Source organism: Pseudomonas sp. S3_A03 (assembly GCF_054668275.1).
In genome coordinates this window covers 3054242-3072366 of the sequence record NZ_CP162753.1, presented here as the reverse complement: position 1 = coordinate 3072366, position 18125 = coordinate 3054242, and the positions used below count along the sequence as shown (strand labels likewise).

Below are 18125 nucleotides of genomic sequence, written 5' to 3'. Positions count from 1 at the left end.
TGATCACGGCCCGACCAGGTCTTCCAGTTCCTGGGCGCGTGCCTGGGTCATGTCCAGCACGCAGCCGGTGCCATTGACCTGATCGATGGTGCCGCCGGTGGCCGAGCCGATAAATTGGCAATTGGCATCGCGGTACTTTATCCACAGGCGCTGCACGTCTTGCAGTTGCTGCCGGCGGTTGCCTTCCTGCGCCGCGAGTGCGGTTGTGTAGGCGGTGTTCAGGCGCGTGTCCTGCACTTTGGTTTCCTTGATATTGCACGTGACCATCTCGGCGGTGGTGTTGGCGCCGTCCATGCATTTTTTCAGGGCCGGGTTCTCGGCGGCGGTGGCAGTAGTACCGCACAGGGCGAGCAGCAAGATACTGGCGGCGAATGGCGTACGAATCATCTGCGTTTTTCCTGGGCATCAAGGGATGTGAGTTTTATGACTCAAGCGCGTCCGTTGAGTTTCCAGCCGTGTGATCTTCATGTAAGAACGCCCCGCGAATTTTCATCCGCGGGTGTCGCGCATATCCCGACGCGACAGCACTTATCCGTGGGCGAAACTTACTTTCATAAAAATTGAAAACCCTCCTCGGTAATGATTTATGAGTTTCACAACCTATTCGACGTGACCCTTTTACGAGGAGTACCGCATGGCCGCATCACCGGGCTTCGGGCTACTGGCATATGCTGCCATCGCCATCATTGCTTTGATCGTGCTGATCGCACGCTACCGGCTCAACCCATTTATCGTCATCACCCTGGTGTCCATCGGCCTGGCGCTGATGGCCGGGATGCCGGCGGACACCATCATGGGCTCCTATGAAGCGGGCGTGGGCAAGACCCTGGGGCACATTGCCCTGGTGGTGGCGCTGGGCACCATGCTCGGCAAGATGATGGCCGAGTCCGGTGGCGCCGAGCAGGTGGCGCGCACCTTGATCAACCGTTTCGGTGAGCGCAATGCCCATTGGGCGATGGTCTGCATCGCGTTCCTGGTGGGGCTGCCGCTGTTTTTCGAAGTGGGTTTTGTGTTGCTGGTGCCGATCGCCTTTACCGTGGCGCGGCGCGTCGGTGTGTCGATCCTGATGGTCGGCTTGCCGATGGTCGCCGGCCTGTCGGTGGTGCATGCGCTGGTGCCGCCGCACCCGGCCGCGATGATGGCGGTGCTGGCGTATAACGCGTCGGTGGGGCAGACCGTGTTGTACGCGATCTTGATCGGCATCCCTACGGCGATCATCGCCGGCCCGGTGTATGCCAAGTTCATCGTGCCGCGCATTCAACTGCCGGCGGAAAACCCGCTGGAGCGCCAGTTTATCGAGCGTGAACCGCGCACCCGTCTACCGAGTTTTGCCCTGACCATGGGCACTATCCTGTTGCCGGTGGTGCTGATGATGATCGGCGGTTGGGCCAACGTGATCTCAGCGCCGGGCACGGGCTTTAACCAGTTCCTGGCCTTTATCGGCAACTCGGTGATCGCGCTGTTGCTGGCGACCCTGGTGAGTTTCTGGACCCTGGGCCTGGCCCAGGGCTTGAACCGCGAATCGATCCTCAAATTCACCAATGAATGCCTGGCACCGACCGCCAGCATTACCTTGCTGGTGGGCGCGGGCGGCGGGTTGAACCGCATTCTGGTGGATGCCGGCGTGACCCACGAAATTCTTGGCCTGGCCCATGCCTTCCAGCTGTCGCCGCTGGTGATGGGCTGGCTGTTCGCGGCCTTGATGCGCATCGCCACCGGCTCGGCCACCGTGGCGATGACGACGGCGTCCGGCGTGGTCGCGCCGGTCGCCCTGGGCCTGGGTTATCCACACCCGGAATTGCTGGTGTTGGCCACGGGCGCAGGCTCGGTGATTTTTTCCCACGTCAATGACGGCGGCTTCTGGCTGATCAAGGAATACTTCAATATGACGGTGATCCAAACCTTCAAGACCTGGACCGTATTGGAGACGCTGATTTCGGTGGTTGCCTTCGCTCTGACCTACGGCCTGTCTTGCCTTCTGTAACCCGGAGCCTCGATGGACATCCTCTACCAGATCCGCGCCCGCCAAGCCTCGTTCAGCGCTGGCGAAGGGCGTATTGCCCAACTGATGCTGGAGGACGTGGGCTTTGCCGCGTCCGCCAGCCTGGAAGAACTGTCCCAGCGGGCCGAGGTGAGCACGGCGACGTTGTCGCGCTTTGCCCGCAGCGTGGGATGTCGGGATTTACGCGATCTGCGCCTGCAACTGGCCCAGGCCAGCGGCGTCGGCAGCCGCTTCCTGGACCCGGCGGGGTTGCCCGAGCAGTCGGCGTTCCATCGGCAGATTCTCGGCGATATCGAGGCGACGTTGCGTCAGCACCTGTCTGGGTTCAGTCAGGCGAGCTTTGCCGATGCGGTCAGCCTGTTGGGCAAGGCGCGGATGATCCATGCGTTCGGCATGGGCGGCCCATCGAGCCTGTGCAGCGATGAATTGCAAGTGCGCCTGGTGCGCCTGGGCTATCCGATTGCAGCCTGTCATGACCCGGTGATGATGCGCGTCACCGCCGCCACCTTGGGCGCGGAGCACGCGCTGATCGTGTGTTCCCTCACCGGCCTCACCCCCGAGTTACTGGCGGTGACGGAGCTGGCGCGCAACTACGATGTGCGCATCCTCGCCATCACCCTGGCCGACTCGCCCCTGGCACGCTTGGCAGACGTTGTGCTGGCGCTGCAACCGGCCGAAACCAGCTTTATCTACAAACCCACGGCGGCGCGCTACGGCATGCTGCTGGCCATTGACCTGCTCGCCACCGAGCTGGCGCTGGCCCTACCCGACGCCAACCAGGAACGCCTGCGCCGAATCAAGCTGGCCCTGGACGATTACCGTGGCGGCCCCGATAGCCTGCCGCTTGGAGACTGATATGAAGTACGACACGCTGATTCGCCAGGCGATGGTCATTGATGGCAGCAACACGCCTGGCTACGTCGCCGATGTGGGGCTGCGCGAGGGGCGTATCGAGGCGATCGGTGACTTGTCCACCGCCGTGGCCGCGCATGATATCGACGCCCGTGACCGCGTATTGGCGCCAGGTTTTATCGACGTGCATACCCACGACGACACTGTAGTGATCCGCCAGCCGCAGATGTTGCCCAAGCTCAGCCAGGGAGTGACCACGGTGATCGTCGGCAACTGCGGCATCAGTGCCTCGCCGGTCAGTTTGCGCCGTGATCCGCCAGACCCGATGAACCTGCTGGGCACGCGTAAGGCGTTCACCTATCCGCGTTTCGCCGACTACCGCGCCGCGGTGCAACGCGCCCACCCAGCCGTCAACGTTGCGGCGCTGGTCGGCCACACGGCGCTGCGCAGCAACCATATGGACGACCTGCACCGTACCGCCACGGCGGAGGAAATTACCGCCATGCGCGTGCAGTTGCGACAGAGCCTTGAAGCTGGCGCGCTGGGTTTATCCACAGGGCTTGCCTACGCCAGCGCGTTTAATGCCAAGACCGATGAGGTGCTGCAACTCAGTGAAGAGCTGACCGCCAGCGGCGCGGTGTACACCACCCATTTGCGCAGCGAATTCGAACCGGTGCTGGAGGCCATGGGCGAGGCGTTCTTGATTGGCCGGCATGCCAGGGCGCCGGTGATTATTTCCCACCTCAAATGTGCCGGCGCGGGGAACTGGGGGCGTAGCCCGCAGCTGTTGGCGGCGTTGGAACATGCCGCGAAAAGCCATCCGGTGGGCTGCGATTGTTATCCCTATGCGGCCAGCTCTTCGACCCTGGACCTCAAGCAAGTGACCGATGCGTTTCGCATCACCATCACCTGGTCCACGCCGCACCCTGACATGGGCGGGCGTGATCTGCAGGCTATCGCGGCAGAGTGGGGCGTTTCGCTGATGAACGCCGCGCGTCGCCTGCAACCGGCGGGCGCGGTGTATTACGGCATGGACGAGGCGGATGTACGACGCATCCTGGCGCATCCATTGTCGATGGTGGGCTCTGATGGCTTGCCGGAAGATCCGTTTCCGCACCCGCGATTGTGGGGCGCGTTTCCACGCGTGTTGGGGCATTTCAGCCGGGATGTGGGGTTGTTCCCGTTGCACACGGCGGTGCACAAAATGACCGGCTTGTCGGCCGCGCGTTTCGGGTTGTCGGAGCGCGGCGAAATTCGTGTAGGGCACCGGGCGGATCTGGTGTTGTTTGATCCCTTGCGGGTGCGCGATGTAGCGGATTTCAAAACGCCGCAGCGTGCGGCGCAGGGCATTGATGAGGTGTGGGTCAACGGCGTTCTGAGCTACCACGAAGGTCAGGCAAACGGGCAGCGGGGCGGGGTTTTCCTGGCGCGTTCCGGCAATTTGAACGCGGGTTTCCAGTAGGTTTCACGGCCGTTGTCGGCGCGGTTGAAACGCGCGTGCAGAGCTGGATATCGGGCTAATGAGCGCTTACAAAGGCCCGTTGCCCCTGAAAGGGCACTGCTTATGATGCAGGCCCTTTCATGGAGAACCTGTATGCGAGCACCCCTGGCTGAAATGCGTTGCTTCAACAAAGATTATGCGAGCCACCTTCCCCGTCGCGCCGCTGCGCCCACCAAGTCGGCCCCAACGCCCCTCGCTGAAGGCATGGGGGCATTTCCTTTTCCTCGCGACACGATCAAGGCCTGGATCCAGGACAAAGTCTTCGCTGCCACCGGCCAGCGAATTGATCCGGACAAAACCTACCTGCATCAGTTTTCCAGCACTCATACCGTAGCGTCCGGCGGCACGTCTACGGGTTGGCAGCACAACGGCCGCCCCGAAAAAACCATGACGCTGACCGACGCTGTCGCCAGTGATTTCTTTTCGGCGGAGCGTTATGGCGCAATCGGCGAAGCCCAGGCGGTGACGCATTTTCTGTCGTCCAATGTCAGTCCGTTCTCCATCTTCCACAGCGAAAGCGTGTCGGATTTCTTCAGTCGCCTGGGGCGAACGATCTTTGATAGAACCGGGCCTGGTTATATCTATTCGAAAATCCATGACGATGTGCCGCAACTGACGGAAAGCTGGCGTGATCTGGATGCCGCCTATGGCCTCTATCTGGATGGCCCGGAAAAGGGCCGTTATGACGCCGACAACGAATTGCGCCTCAAGCCCAGCGAACTGTTGAACATCGTGCGCGAGGGCGACCTGCAAAAGAAGGTGCTGGCCAAGCTCGATGCGTTTTGGTCAGGGCACATGCCGCAATGGCGAGCCATGGCCAAGGGGCAATTCGTCAAGGAGGCCAAGGCGGCCTTGGCGCTTCACCAGGCAAACCCTGCTGAAGGCCTGAGCCCGCAGGATTATCAAAGCGTGATGAGGGCGGCGGCTGCGAATGTGCCACTGGAGGGGCCGGCGACCCCGGCACAGTGTCTGGCGCTGGCGGCCCCTGATCCGGATAGCAAAGTGTTGGGTTTTGACATCAATGGGTACGTCGCCAGCGATATTCTGCGGTTTGTCTCTAGGGACGGCTCCGAGGTGTTGTATGTACCCGGCGCGACGCCTGCGCTCCTCAAATTCAATGACCGCGCGGCGTTGAACCGCTGGGTGGCGGAGCAAGGCAAGGACCCGGCCAAGGCCATGTCGCTGGCCCAGCACTTCTCCCTCAAGGATCGCCAGCAAGGTATTTTCGGGGCTCTGAGTGTCAACGGCGTCGACAGCGCGCTACAGAAAATAGGCGCCGGGACCATGGCGGCGAACGGTAACCACATCAACAGCCGCAACTACCCGATTGCCGAGGACGTGTTTTCGGTGATGGCCAGGCAAACGCGAGAGCGGATTGCCAGCGACACCGACACTGAAATGAAATCCAACGCAGAGGTCTACAAGGACAACGCGCTGGGCATGCTACAGGCGGGGAATGCGCTGCTTTCCATTCCCTTGGCGTTACTGGGGCCTATCGGCCTCGCCATCGGCGGCGCGGCACTCGGCGCCCAGGTGGGGATGGAAGTCGACAAAGCCTTAGAGGGTGATACCCAGGCCGAGCGGCAGGCCGGGTTGCAGGGGGCGGTCATGGACGTTGCCACGCTTGCGTTCTTTCATGCGGCGGGCAAAGCAGGGGCTTCGTTGGGTGCCGCCCGGGCGCCTGCTGAACGGGTTTCTGCCGGCATGAATAGTGGGGGTGCCAAGCCGTTCTTCAATTACAGGCGGGTCAACGGGCAGGTCGGCGTATTGATGAGCCCGACCCGGCCGCATGCGCTGGCGCTGCCCGAGCCCGAGTTGAACCCGGCCTGGGATCCGACCATGGAGGTTTACCTTGAGCCAGGCCGCAGGCGCGCCGCTTCCGGCCCTCGTGTTGATGAAGAGCAGGCAGGCTCCGGAAAAAGGCTGAAACTGCACGAGCCGCAGGCGCAGTCGCCGGCCTCGCCTGACTCGCCTGACTCGCCGGATTCTGTGGCATCCGACGCCACATCATCGGCGGACTACAGGCCCTACGATGATAGCGATGTCATACGGGAAAACCCGTTCCAGGCCAATGTCCAGTTGCCGGCCGGTGGGTATTTCAACAGTCGGGGCATGATCGAACGCACCGACTTGCCCAAGGTTTATCGCGTAGAGAAGGCCGAGCGTGTAGAGCGCCGTGGCGACCCCGAGCATTACGGTTTCATGAACTCCAACTATTTTGCCGGAGCGGAAAAAATGCGCGACGGCAATGTGCTGGTCACGTCGCGTTCCATGGAGGGCGCCATGCAATTCGGGGACAGCGAATTCGGTGGCAACTACAACCTCTATGAAATCGACAGCCAGGGCATTCCGGCCGTTTCCTTGAATGAAAATATCGACCTCAACCCGCAATTTTATGAGCTTCGCGAGCACATGGATCCGGGTGAGATCGCACACGCGCGTGCGAATGGAGGGCTCAAAGGGTTCTCCGAAGGGGCCTTTGATTTTGATGAGGTCCATCTGGATAACGACTTGGTGGGCAGCAGCAGGATCCGCCGCATTCGCCAGCGGTAGGCGCGCCTGGCCTGACGTTCACACACGCCTGTTTCTCGGTTAGTGTGGCGGTCCATCAATAGGGAGTACTGACGTCATGGAGCAGCCTGTGCAGTGCGGGAAAGTCGTTCCGATTTTGCGCATATTCGACGAAGCCAAGGCGCTGGAGTTCTACGTGGACTTCCTCGGGTTCAAGGTTGATTGGCAGCATCGTTTCGAGGCGAACTTCCCGTTGTATCTGCAGGTGTCGTTGGGGGAGTGCGTGCTGCATCTGTCCGAACACCATGGCGATGCCTCACCGGGTGCGGCGGTGCGGATTCAGGCGCAAGGCGTGGATGTGTACCAGCAGCAATTGCAGGGCAAGAGCTACCGTTACGCCAAGCCCGGGGTTGAGCAAACGCCCTGGGGCTCGCGGGAGATGAGCATCAAGGACCCATTTGGCAATCGGGTGGTGTTTGTCGAGGAAGGCGAGGGCTGAGCGGCAGGTAATGCCGGTCAGTTAACGGCGGTGGCGAGGGAACAAGCTCCCTCGCCACGGTGATTGGCCGGGTTTAAACGCGGAAGTGGCTGACCATCTGCTGCAACTGGCTACCCAAGCGTGCCAGTTCCACACTCGACTTGGCGGTCTCATCACTCGCCGTGGCCGTCTGCTCCGACACATCGCGCACATTCACGATGCTGCGGCTGATCTCTTCGGCCACGGCACTTTGCTGTTCGGCCGCGGCGGCGATCTGCTGGTTCATTGACTGGATGTTCGAGACGGTACGGGTGATGTTCTCCAGCGATACACCGGCCTTGCGCGTCAGCTCAACGCTACTGTCGGTGAGGCTGCGGCTGTTGTTCATCACGTTGGCCACTTGCTGGGTGCCGTTCTGCAAACCGGCGACCAGGCCTTCGATTTCTTCGGTGGACTTCTGCGTGCGCTGCGCCAGGCCCCGCACTTCGTCGGCCACTACCGCAAACCCACGGCCGGCTTCACCGGCACGCGCCGCTTCGATCGCCGCATTGAGCGCCAGCAGGTTGGTCTGTTCGGCCACGGCCTTGATCACATCCATCACGCTGCCGATCTTATTGCTCTCTTGTTGCAGATGGCTCATGGCGTCTGTGGAGCGCGCCACTTCGGCGGCCAGGCGCTCGATCTGGGCGATCGCTTCGGCCACCACCTTGTCGCCTGCACGCGCTTGGCCGTCGGCATCCGCCGCCGCCAGCGAAGCCTGTTCGGCGTTGCGCGCTACTTCCTGCACCGTGGCGGTCATTTCATGCATCGCGGTGGCGACTTGATCGGTCTCGATCTTCTGGCTGTTGACGCCGGCGCTGGTTTGCTCGGTCACGGCCGATAACTCTTCGGCGGCGCTGGCGATTTGCGTCACGCCGTCGCGAATCCCGCTGATCAGTTCACGCAAGGTGCTGCCCATGCGCTGGATGCCTTGTTGCAACACACCCAGTTCATCGCGGCGGGTGACTTGGATGTTGTGGCTCAGATCGCCCGAGGCAATACGCTCGACCACGGCCAGGGTGTCTTGCAATGGGCGGGTGATTTGGCGGGTGATAACCAGGGCAGCGATGATGCCAACCAGCAGGGCCAGCAAGGTACTGGTCAATTGCAGGCTGCGGGCCTGGGCGCTTTCGGCGTCGCGGCGGTTGAGCTGGATCTCGTAGAGCTTGTCGCTGATGGTGACGATATCTGCGCCTTGAGTGGTCATTTCGGCACGGGCGGCGACGATGTTGGCGTTGGCCGCCTTGTAGTTCTGCACGGCGGTGCGGTACGCGCCCAGGGCGGTTTCCAACGCGCTCAGTGCGCTTTGCTGGCTGGCACCGAAGGCGCTGCCGAGGTCTTTCAGGCCAGTGATGGTTTTTTCGATCTGCGCGGCAGCGCGGGCTTCGGTGTCGGGGTTGACGTTAGCGGTATAGCCACGCACTTCGTAGCGGGCCGACAGGAATTCGAATTTGGCATTGGTCACGGCCTGGAACTGAGCGAAGCGTTCCGGGCTGTCTGGCATCTGCTGCACCGTGGCATCCAGTGCATTGATCTGGGCGTTGGCGATGTCGGCCTTGTCGCCCATCACCTGGCGAGAGGCGTTGCCGTTACGGTAAGCCTCGCGCATTTTGTTCAGGGACTGCTGGTAGGCGGTGATGATCGCTTTCTGTTCGTTGAGCAGCTTGACGTTTTCCGGGCTCTTGAAACTGTCGAGCAGTTTCTGTTGCTGGGCGGCGAAGGCGTCTAGGCTGGTCTGTACGTTTTGGGCCACGGCTTCGTCGCCGTTGGCCAGCATGTATTGCAAGCGCACGATACGCAGTTTGGTCAGCGACGCATTGAGCTGGGTGATGTCGCTCATCCAGTTGCTGCGGTCGATCAGGCCGCCCAGGCTGGTCCAGCCGGTAAGGGCCAGGATCGAGGTGAGGACGAGCACCAGGCCAAAACCCAGGCCCAGTTTGAGGTTGACGCTGATGTTACCGAACCAGCTGTTCATTACTATGCCTCCAGGCACGCAGTCGATTTGTTTTCTGGAGCTGGAAGTTTTTGTTCTTGATGCCAGCACACAAAGGTGTACGCCCGTATCGGCCGCAAAATCTTGAGCTGTAGTAATTTTTTAGCCGCGCAGGGGTGGCCCCCGACGAATGGGTAAGATTGCCTCCGGGTGGAGGCAATCAATGAGGGGCGGTTACGGTGCGGGTGTCAGTTGTATGACGAACCTCAGTGCATAAATCAGGCTGTCCTGCGACAGGAAGCGCTGATCTTTGAGCGCCTCCCAGCGGTCAATGAAAAAGTGCCCGGTGTCATCCATCTGGATGGGCGTGGAGACCACCTGACCGCTGTTGGATTTGTGCAGAAGGTTGGTTTGCTCAGGCGTGGGGCGCTCGATCAGGAAATGGCCGGTATCCCTCAGCCGCGAGCGGTCCAACGGCACGAACGGCTCAGGGGCTTTTATACGCTCAAAGCCCATATTCAGTACGAAGTCACTGCGCAAGGCACGCCATTTGGTTTCGCTGAATACCTGCCAACTACCCGGCTCAATACCTTTTGCGAGGTGGGTGGCGCTGTCGCGTATGTGCAAACTCAATACGCCGTGTATCGGCGCCAGGCCCGGGATGCCGAGGTAAGTATCGGTATGCGCGGAGCCCACGAACGCCACCCACTTGTGCGCACCGCGCGCGGCCTGGTCGGCCGCTATCACGCGCGATGCGAAGTAGCTGAACATCACGTTGCGTAGGGCATCCGGGTCGCCGAGTGGCGCCGAGGTGCGTTTGAGCCCTTTGAGGTTATAGCTCGCCGCGCAGTCAATGGCCTGCACGCGAATCCCGTACTTGTTGGCCGCCTGCAGCACGTTGGTGTAGGTGTACGGGCCGGTGTAGTTGACGGTCTTGCCATCGTAAAAACGCATCTGCCCCAGGTCTTGGCTTTGCACAAATGCTTTGAGGCTGTCGGCCAGTGTTGCTGTCTGGTTGAAGGCGCTGAGCTCGAGCTGGTGCAAATCGGTTTGCAAGTGCTCGAAGTAGAGGGTTTGAACGCCCTGTTTTTTCAGGTCGGCCATGTGCTCTATGAAGAATTTCTTGGCCGCTTCCGAAGAATGGGCTTCGCCGATCACCAAGCCCGAAGAATAAGCGTACGCCTGCTCGATAAAGTCTTTTTCCATGCGCAGCAACGTTGGGTCGGGTAGCGAGGGCCTGGCAGGCGCCGTGTAATCACTGAAGAACTCATCGGCGGTGGTGAGAAGGCGCCGCCGGGTTTCGATAAAGGCGGTGTAAGCCGCTTGCGCTTCAGGAAGCGCCAGCGTGTAGTTTGAGTCCAGGCCTCTGCGCATCATCTGCAGTTTGCGCAGTTGTTCCCTGAGGGCTGGGGCAACATCGAATGTGTTGAAGTGGGCCGGCTCGGGTAACGCAGCCACGGTCGGCACAAGGGGCGGCGGCAGCGTCGGCGAAGGGGGGCGGGCGGCCGGTTGGTAAGTGGTTTTCAGCGTCAGCCTGAAATCCACCGGGTCGCTCCAGATGCCCACTGCCGAGTCCGTGGCGACGTCGTCGATACGCAGGCCAATGGCGTTGTTCAAATCGGCCAGCCCGGGGATTTGCTCCGAGGTGCGTACACGGCTGTGTTCCACCAGCGCCACCCAGCGTGTTCCCGGCTGGTCGGCCAGATCGGCGCTGATCGCTTTATGTGAATAGAAATTGCGCAGGGCGTTGGCGCGTGGCGGGGCCTTGGCGTTTTCGATGATATGGAAGGCGTGGGTCAAGTCATAAGAGGTCGCGGCGTCGAGGGCCTTGAGTTCAATGCCGTGCTTGCGGGCCGTTTTCATCAGGTTCAGGTAGGACGGCGCAGACCCGCCGGCGAGGTTGAAGGTACGGTCCACGCTGCCCAGGTGTTTTTCGATATGCCGGGATGAACCCTTGGTGTTGAGTTTATGCAGCTTCTCGCGGAACACGTCGTTAGGCAGGTGTTCGATGTACAGGCGCTTGACGCCCTGACGGGCCAGCACGCCCATGTTATCGATCAGGAACTGCTTGCTGGCGATCGACTCGCTCACCTCGCCGAGCACCAACCCGTCGCTGTGTTTGAACAGCGCATCAAGGATCTGCGGGTGCGCGGCGTCGCTGGCCAGTGGCGGCAATGAAGGGCGCGCAACGCTGGGCCTGGAGGCGGAGAAAAACGCTTCGGCGTCTCGGCTCAACGTGTCGACCTGCTTGAGGTACGCCTGATGAATGGGTGCCATGTGTTCACGATGTTTGTCGACGAAATACAGGCGTGGAAGCACCGGGTCATCGCTGATCAGTGAGCGCCTGAAGTCCGGCTTGAGCAGGCGCTCGACATCCCGCCAATGGTGCGCATCGATTTCATAAGGCTTGAGTGCGTTGTATGTGTCGGGCAGTTTTTCATATTTGGGCGCGCCCCCCACGACGCCTGAACGTCGCCAACCGTCTGTGGTTTTTTCCACCAGTCGTGCGGTTGAACGCAACTGGCCGCTGGCGGGGTCAAGGCGAAACAGCAGGAAGCGCCCCAACGGATCGGGCGTGGCGGGCGCCCAGTACCAATCGCCACGGAACAGCACAGGCTGCATGTGTTCGCGTGATGGGAGTGGGGTTTGCAGAGAACGCGTCTGCGCGATGGCCTGGCTGGCAGGCGTACCTTGCAAGCTTGGGCGTATGCGCTTGCTGAACGCCTTGATCGAGCCGAGGGCGGGGCGCAGGTCGGTGAACAAGGCGCCGCCTGCGTTGAGCAAGTAACCGATCAGGTGTTGCAGGGCGGCATCGTTATCGCCTTGAACGTAAGCCTCCAGTGCCAACATGGCGTCCTTGAAGGCCAGCAGCAGGCCCGTGCCCAGGCTCAGGACTGGAAAGGGCGCGGTCGCGACCGCCACGACCCATTCAACGCAGGTCCACACAATCCCCATGATCATCTGTGTGCGGTTATGGGTGGTGGCGAACACATCATCAATGCGGCGTTGCAGCTTCATGTTGTACAGCTCGTGGCGCAAGTCCATGAGCGGGGCGACGCGTTCGAGGCTGTCGTAGCGCGGCGCGCTGGGGGTGGTTCTATTGATGTGCTCGGGCAACTGCTCGCGGGCGTTTTTAAGAAATTGCCCGACGCGAGCCTGGGACTGGATGGGCGCGCGCTCGGTCAGGTAGCCCACCATCCCACTGATCGTTTTCAGTGTGTGGTTGAACAGGCGTGCTTCGCGAAACACGATGTGATCGGGGGCTTTTGGGGTGTAGAGCAGCACCGGGTTATCCGCGTGGCTGAACAGCAAAGTGTCGATGATCCAGTCACCGTCTATCACCAGGCGATGGATCTTGTACTGCTGGCGAACGGCTGCCGATTTATCGCCCATGCTTTGAATGGAGGCTTCAAGCCAAGCCAGATCCATGCTGCTGATATGGCCATTGAGCTGGCATTCCAGGGCGGCATTGCGCATTTGCAGTTGCGTGATTGCCAGGGTCGCCTCGCGGCGTTTGTCGTAGCCGGGGCTGTTGGCGTTTTGCAGCTTGGCACGCACTTGGTTGATATAGCGTTCGCCGATCCAGGTACCGCGCACCGACGCCGCGACCTTTTGCGCAGTCAGTGGGCTCAGGTCGATACCTTCCGGGCCTTTGAAGGATGCGGATTCAGCGAATGCCTCGTTCAGAAAACCGATGCTGTCGTCATACCCATCGCGGTACAGCGTGGTGTAGTTGACCGGCGCCGGTGTCGAGGTCACAAAGTGCTTGGGGTAATAGGCCCACACCTTGTCCGGGTCGACATCGTTTTGTCGACGCCCAAGCAATCGGTTAAGGGCGGTTTTCGCCTGTTGATGCACATAGGCCTTGAAGCCGGCAAAGGCGTTGTCCGATTGCGGGTCGGCGTTGTAGGTGCGCAGCGCGCCTTCGGCGTCGTCGGCCAGTGTCAGCAACTTGCTGCGGTTGGCCGCGGTCGTCGATCGGTACCACGGCGCAGTGCTGGAGTCGTGGTCGTCCAACTGGGTGGCGATGAAATGTGCGGCCATGCTTGCAAGGCAATCGGCATGGCTGCAGGGGGGGGGCGAATGTGACTTCTTTGTATTCCTGTTCGTGGGGCGTGAAGCTCAGGCCCATCAAGGTTTTTGCCATGGCCTCGCGAAACCGTAGGGCAACGCGTTCCAGCAGGTAATCGCTCATGGTTTTGCCGGCAGCGGAGCCGCTGTTTCGGCTCCAGCTCAGCACGTGGGTCTGACAGGCGATCTCACTGTCGAACGCCATGAATTGTTCTGGCCTGGGCGCGGAGGGCGTACACAGCAACAGGCGAATGGGCTTGCCGTTGCTGTCGACCTGGCGCAGTACCCACAGGTCCTGGAGTTGGGCCCCATGCAGCGAGAGGGTCGATGCACTCAGGCGCGGATCGTTGCCCAGGCGCAGGTTCTGGATCAGTTGGTAGTCCGGCTCGCTGATGTGCTGTTGCAGCAGGGCGGCGTAGGCCAGGCAATTGATGCGTTGATCCAGCATGTGCTGGATGGCCTCCTTGAGCCCGGGCCTGCCATGAATTTCACGCTGGAGCTGGGTGAACGCCATGCGGGGCTGCACGGTTTTGAGCAGTTGCGCCAGATAGCGCGGCGTCAGGTCTTGGTAACGCTCGGGCAGTGGGGCGCCAGCGTAACTGAGCGTGGTTTTTTCGAGAAAGGCCGAGCCGGGATTTTCGTCGCCGGTATGCAGGCCGCGAAGGGCCAGGTCGGTCAGGGACTTTTTATGCTCGTAGGCACCGACCTGCGGCACGTGGCGTTGCGTGGTAACTATCAGTTGATCGGGGTCCAAGTCCTGGATGTCGAGATCGACATCCAACTGTTCGATCAGTTGATAGTGTGCCAGCGCCTGCGGTGAGGCGGCGGGGCCAAAAAACTCGGCCAGTGCCTGGCGGGCCTGGTTGTAGTGCTGAACATGCTCGGCGAGCGAGGTGCGCCTGGCTGTATCGGCGCTGCGGTACCAGTCCGGTGCGCTGTAGCGCAGGCTGCGTTCCAACAAGGCTTGGGCGCGCATCTCAAGACGCTGGTCGTAGGTGGGCAGGGCGGCGCCGACGGCTTTGTCCAGGTATTGATAGAGCTGCCTTGCGCTGTGCTCGGGGTTGTCGATAAGGCTCAGTGCCCGTTCGATGTCCTGCGTGCGCTTGCTGATGCGGGCGTTGTAGAGGTGTTCAAAAAGGGGCGCGTCGTCGATTTTTTCCAAGGCCAGGGGCCAGATTCCTGCCACGCTGAGCGCTTGGTACTGCTGCGCCAGGCAGTCGGCGAATGCTGGGCGCAGGCTGGCGCTGTGAACGGCGTGTTGTAGCCAGGTATCGAGTTGCGCCAACGAATCGAAGGCTTCCAGGCCGCGGGAAGGCAGGAACAGCAGGAGGGGGCCAACGTTGGCGTCGCCGCTCAGGTTTGTAACCACGGGTGTGGGTTTTTCAGTCAGCACAAAGGCGCCGGCGACTTCGACACGTGTGTCCTGGTAGGTGAAGGTCAGTGCATACAGGCCGGGGCGCGCGTCGGGGCCCAGGGATATGTTCTGGATCGTTGTGCTCCAGTCCGGATGAAGCAGACGATCCTTGGCGAGCAGCTTGGCCTCGTGTTCCAGGGCCAAAATGCCGGCCTCGAAGGTGAGGTAGGTCTTGCGACTTTTGTTCTCGATCTGGGTGCGCTCGTCCAGCTCCTTGAGTGCTGGGTTCAGCTCAGCCTTCAGCCGGGTGATCAGTGCCTTACCCTGCGCCGTCTGCAGGTCGCTGTTTTCAACGGGTTGATACAGGGCGCGGGCACTGTGCAGCAGGGTCTGGTTATGGGGTTTGAGGGCCTGGTTCAGGCGCTCCAACTCAACGAGTTCCTCAGGTTTGGCCTGAGCCTTGATCAGGGCGCCCTGCAACAGGTAATCACTGATCTGTCCCAGGTCGTTGCGTATCTCCTGGAACGTCGGTGGGCGGTCAAGTGGGGTGGGGGTCATGTCTGAAGCTCCTTGATATTGAGGGGCTCAGCTTGTCGCCCGGTACCCGGGGCTCGGTAGTAGATACATAGCCGCCAGACGCGGGGCTCATCAGGAAGGGGGCTTGTGTGCTAGTCTGCGGGCCCTTTTAGTTTTGGATGGCGCGGGAAATCGTGTCGTCCTACAGCGGAGCCTCTTCATGTCCGAAGTTAATCTGTCCACCGACGAAACCCGCGTCAGCTACGGTATTGGCCGTCAATTGGGCGACCAACTGCGCGACAACCCGCCACCGGGTGTGAGCCTGGACGCGATCCTGGCCGGCCTGACCGACGCGTTCGCAGGCAAGCCAAGCCGTGTTGACCAAGAGCAAATGGCGGCCAGCTTCAAGGTTATCCGCGAAGTCATGCAAGCCGAAGCAGCTGCCAAGGCTGAAGCGGCGGCTGGCGCCGGTCTGGCGTTCCTGGCTGAAAACGCCAAGCGTGATGGCATCACCACCCTGGCTTCCGGCCTGCAATTTGAGGTGTTGACTGCCGGTGACGGCGCCAAGCCGACCCGTGAAGACCAAGTGCGTACCCACTACCACGGCACCCTGATCGACGGCACTGTGTTCGACAGCTCCTACGAGCGCGGCCAGCCTGCAGAATTCCCGGTAGGCGGCGTGATCGCCGGCTGGACCGAAGCCCTGCAACTGATGAATGCCGGGAGCAAATGGCGCCTGTACGTGCCGAGCGAACTGGCCTACGGCGCTCAAGGCGTTGGCAGCATCCCGCCGCACAGTGTTCTGGTGTTCGACGTCGAGCTGCTCGACGTTCTGTAAGACCTGCTGAAGCGGTGGGAGCGAGCCCGCTCGTTCCCACCGTTGTTGGCTGGTTTTTTCATGGATGGAATTTGCCATTCAGCTCTGTCGCCGGGCGCAACGCACGGGCATAGCAGAACAGAAACAGATTACGCACCACCTCTTTCAACACACTCGGTTCACTCGAACTCAGGCCATTGACGTCCAGGTCGCCCTGGTCCTGTAGCTCATTCAGCGCTTCTTCTTCCAGCACCGCACAGACTTCACCGGTTTCCCGATGCAGGATGCGCAGGTAAGGGTGTGGACGGTCCAGCCAGGCATCGATCAAATAAGTCATGGGGCGCATCTCCTTGATGGGTTTCAATGAGAATAATTCTTATTCGTGGAATAGCAAGAGCCTATTGGCGGTTTCCGGTTTTTTTCTGTGTGGATATTGAGAAGGGTCAACGGAGAGGGCAAAACGCCATCCCGCGGCGGGCGCGGGATGGAAGCAACGTATTCAGACTTTGCGCACGAATTCGGACTTGAGCTTCATCGGGCCGATACCGTCGATCTTGCAATCGATATCGTGGTCACCGTCACACAAGCGGATGTTCTTGACCTTGGTGCCGACTTTCACGACCAGAGACGTGCCCTTGACCTTGAGGTCTTTGATCACGGTAATGGTGTCGCCGTCCTGCAGGACGTTGCCCACAGAGTCTTTCTTCACGGTTTCATCGCCGGCCACTTCGGCCTCGCCGTTGGCGGACCACTCATGGGCGCATTCCGGGCAGATCAGTTGGGCGCCGTCTTCGTAGGTGAATTCGGAATTGCATTTCGGGCAGGGTGGCAACGTGCTCACTAAAGCTCCTCGGGAGTCAGGGATGGCTAAAAGTCGCACATTATATAGGGTTTTGTGCGCTGGGCGGTCTGGAATTGGCAATACACACTAAATGTGGGAGGGGGGCTTGCTCCCGATGGCGGTGTGTCAGCCAGCAGATCCGGTGACTGACATACCGCCATCGGGAGCAAACCCCTCCTACATGCAACTATTTTAGTGCGTACGCGCCACCGCAAATTCACTCAGCTCAACCAGGGCATCCCGGTATTCGCTGGCCGGCAGGGCTTGCAGGCATTTGATTGCGCGGGCCACGTAGTCACGCGCCAGTTGCGCGGTGTAGTCCAGCGAGCCCGAGGCTTCCACGGCAGCGCGGATGCTTTCCAGGTCTTCGATGCCGCCTTTCTGGATCGCCTTGCGCACCAGGGCGGCCTGTTCCGGCGTGCCTTCGCGCATGGTGTAGATCAGCGGCAGGGTCGGCTTGCCTTCTGCCAGGTCGTCACCGACGTTCTTGCCCAGGGTTTCGGCGTCGCCACGGTAGTCGAGCAGGTCGTCCACCAGTTGGAACGCCACGCCCAGGTGATCACCAAAGGTGCGCAGGGCTTCGGCCTGTTCGACGGTGGCGCCACACAGCGCGGCGGCGCTGTGGGTGGAGGCTTCGAAGAGCATGGCGGTCTTGCCGCGAATGACTTCCATATAGGTTTCTTCGGTGGTGCTGGCGTCACGCACCTTCGACAGTTGCAAGACTTCGCCTTCGGCGATGATGCGCGTGGCCTGGGAGAGAATCTTCATCACCGGCATCGAGCCCAGCTCGACCATCATTTCGAACGAGCGCGAGTACAGGAAGTCGCCCACCAGCACGCTCGGGGCGTTGCCCCACATCGCGTTGGCGGTCTCGCGGCCACGGCGCATGCCGGACATGTCGACCACGTCGTCATGCAGCAGGGTGGCGGTGTGCAGGAATTCGATGGTGGCGGCGAGCAGGCGCAGGTCATCGCCTTCACGGCCCAGGGCCTTGCCACACAGCAACACTAATAAAGGACGCAGGCGTTTACCGCCCGCCGACGTAATGTAGTCGCCAATTTTGGAGACCAGCGGCACTTTAGACGTCAGCTGCTGCTTGATGATGCCGTCGACGGCGCTAAAATCGTCCGCGACCGCGCGGTAGAAAGCTTGGGGTTGCATCAGCGACAGTCGCTCCAGAAGGGTTGCGCGGCATGCTAGGACCCTGACC

Annotated in this window: 12 protein-coding genes and 2 pseudogenes; 6 read left to right on the top strand and 8 right to left on the bottom strand. The window is 61.0% G+C overall.

The window, feature by feature from the left end; all coding sequences use genetic code 11:
* Positions 1-3 precede the first annotated feature (3 nt).
* Positions 4-387 carry a lysozyme inhibitor LprI family protein gene (locus AB4O25_RS14030; protein ID WP_017531139.1) on the bottom strand — a complete coding sequence of 128 codons (384 nt, stop codon included), beginning with the start codon at positions 385-387 and terminating at the stop codon, positions 4-6.
* Positions 388-634: 247 nt separating this feature from the next.
* Between AB4O25_RS14030 and AB4O25_RS14025 the strand changes: the two genes are divergently transcribed.
* From AB4O25_RS14025 to AB4O25_RS14005, 5 genes are all read left to right on the top strand, one after another.
* Positions 635-1984, top strand: coding sequence for a GntT/GntP/DsdX family permease (locus tag AB4O25_RS14025; RefSeq protein WP_017531138.1), 1350 nt, complete (start codon positions 635-637; stop codon positions 1982-1984).
* A 12-nt stretch (positions 1985-1996) separates the two neighbouring features.
* Positions 1997-2857 carry a MurR/RpiR family transcriptional regulator gene (locus tag AB4O25_RS14020; RefSeq protein ID WP_017531137.1) on the top strand — a complete coding sequence of 287 codons (861 nt, stop codon included), beginning with the start codon at positions 1997-1999 and terminating at the stop codon, positions 2855-2857.
* A gap of 1 nt (position 2858) precedes the next feature.
* A complete protein-coding gene (locus AB4O25_RS14015) occupies positions 2859-4316 on the top strand; it encodes an N-acyl-D-amino-acid deacylase family protein (protein ID WP_460149674.1) in 1458 nt (485 codons plus the stop codon).
* Positions 4317-4418: 102 nt separating this feature from the next.
* Positions 4419-6908 carry a dermonecrotic toxin domain-containing protein gene (locus tag AB4O25_RS14010; RefSeq protein WP_460149673.1) on the top strand — a complete coding sequence of 830 codons (2490 nt, stop codon included), beginning with the start codon at positions 4419-4421 and terminating at the stop codon, positions 6906-6908.
* Positions 6909-6996: 88 nt separating this feature from the next.
* On the top strand, positions 6997-7365 hold the full coding sequence (locus AB4O25_RS14005; protein WP_116079762.1) for a glyoxalase superfamily protein: 369 nt from the start codon (positions 6997-6999) through the stop codon (positions 7363-7365).
* 73 nt (positions 7366-7438) lie between these two features.
* Here the strand turns inward: AB4O25_RS14005 and AB4O25_RS14000 are convergent.
* The 4 genes and pseudogenes from AB4O25_RS14000 to AB4O25_RS13985 all read right to left on the bottom strand — a co-directional run.
* A pseudogene (locus AB4O25_RS14000) lies at positions 7439-8032 on the bottom strand (methyl-accepting chemotaxis protein); the annotation flags it as partial.
* A gap of 309 nt (positions 8033-8341) precedes the next feature.
* Positions 8342-9358 (bottom strand): annotated as a pseudogene (locus AB4O25_RS13995) (methyl-accepting chemotaxis protein); the annotation flags it as partial.
* Between the two features lie 192 nt (positions 9359-9550).
* Positions 9551-12913: a dermonecrotic toxin domain-containing protein gene (locus tag AB4O25_RS13990; protein WP_460150974.1), complete on the bottom strand. Its 3363-nt coding sequence runs from the start codon at positions 12911-12913 to the stop codon at positions 9551-9553.
* A 232-nt stretch (positions 12914-13145) separates the two neighbouring features.
* The gene (locus AB4O25_RS13985) at positions 13146-15299 is read right to left on the bottom strand and encodes a dermonecrotic toxin domain-containing protein (RefSeq protein WP_460149672.1); all 2154 of its coding nucleotides are present in this window, start codon (positions 15297-15299) and stop codon (positions 13146-13148) included.
* 178 nt (positions 15300-15477) lie between these two features.
* On the opposite strand from AB4O25_RS13985, the gene AB4O25_RS13980 reads away from it, so the two are divergent.
* On the top strand, positions 15478-16095 hold the full coding sequence (locus AB4O25_RS13980; protein ID WP_017531131.1) for an FKBP-type peptidyl-prolyl cis-trans isomerase: 618 nt from the start codon (positions 15478-15480) through the stop codon (positions 16093-16095).
* Between the two features lie 58 nt (positions 16096-16153).
* Here AB4O25_RS13980 and AB4O25_RS13975 read toward each other — a convergent pair whose 3' ends face one another.
* From AB4O25_RS13975 to AB4O25_RS13965, 3 genes are all read right to left on the bottom strand, one after another.
* Positions 16154-16411 (bottom strand): PA4570 family protein, encoded by a 258-nt coding sequence (locus AB4O25_RS13975; protein WP_017531130.1) that lies wholly within the window; start codon positions 16409-16411, stop codon positions 16154-16156.
* A gap of 162 nt (positions 16412-16573) precedes the next feature.
* Complete coding sequence (locus tag AB4O25_RS13970) at positions 16574-16915, bottom strand: zinc ribbon domain-containing protein YjdM (RefSeq protein WP_017531129.1); 342 nt, start codon at positions 16913-16915, stop codon at positions 16574-16576.
* 192 nt (positions 16916-17107) lie between these two features.
* Complete coding sequence (locus AB4O25_RS13965) at positions 17108-18076, bottom strand: polyprenyl synthetase family protein (protein WP_017531128.1); 969 nt, start codon at positions 18074-18076, stop codon at positions 17108-17110.
* Positions 18077-18125: the final 49 nt, after the last annotated feature.

Bases quoted from the DNA above. Each gene is read 5' to 3' on its own strand.
- AB4O25_RS14030 (WP_017531139.1), bottom strand. From the start codon at position 387: ATGATTCGTACGCCATTCGCCGCCAGTATCTTGCTGCTCGCCCTGTGC.
- AB4O25_RS14025 (WP_017531138.1), top strand. From the start codon at position 635: ATGGCCGCATCACCGGGCTTCGGGCTACTGGCATATGCTGCCATCGCC.
- AB4O25_RS14020 (WP_017531137.1), top strand. From the start codon at position 1,997: ATGGACATCCTCTACCAGATCCGCGCCCGCCAAGCCTCGTTCAGCGCT.
- AB4O25_RS14015 (WP_460149674.1), top strand. From the start codon at position 2,859: ATGAAGTACGACACGCTGATTCGCCAGGCGATGGTCATTGATGGCAGC.
- AB4O25_RS14010 (WP_460149673.1), top strand. From the start codon at position 4,419: ATGATGCAGGCCCTTTCATGGAGAACCTGTATGCGAGCACCCCTGGCT.
- AB4O25_RS13985 (WP_460149672.1), bottom strand. From the start codon at position 15,299: ATGACCCCCACCCCACTTGACCGCCCACCGACGTTCCAGGAGATACGC.
- AB4O25_RS13980 (WP_017531131.1), top strand. From the start codon at position 15,478: ATGTCCGAAGTTAATCTGTCCACCGACGAAACCCGCGTCAGCTACGGT.
- AB4O25_RS13975 (WP_017531130.1), bottom strand. From the start codon at position 16,411: ATGACTTATTTGATCGATGCCTGGCTGGACCGTCCACACCCTTACCTG.
- AB4O25_RS13965 (WP_017531128.1), bottom strand. From the start codon at position 18,076: ATGCAACCCCAAGCTTTCTACCGCGCGGTCGCGGACGATTTTAGCGCC.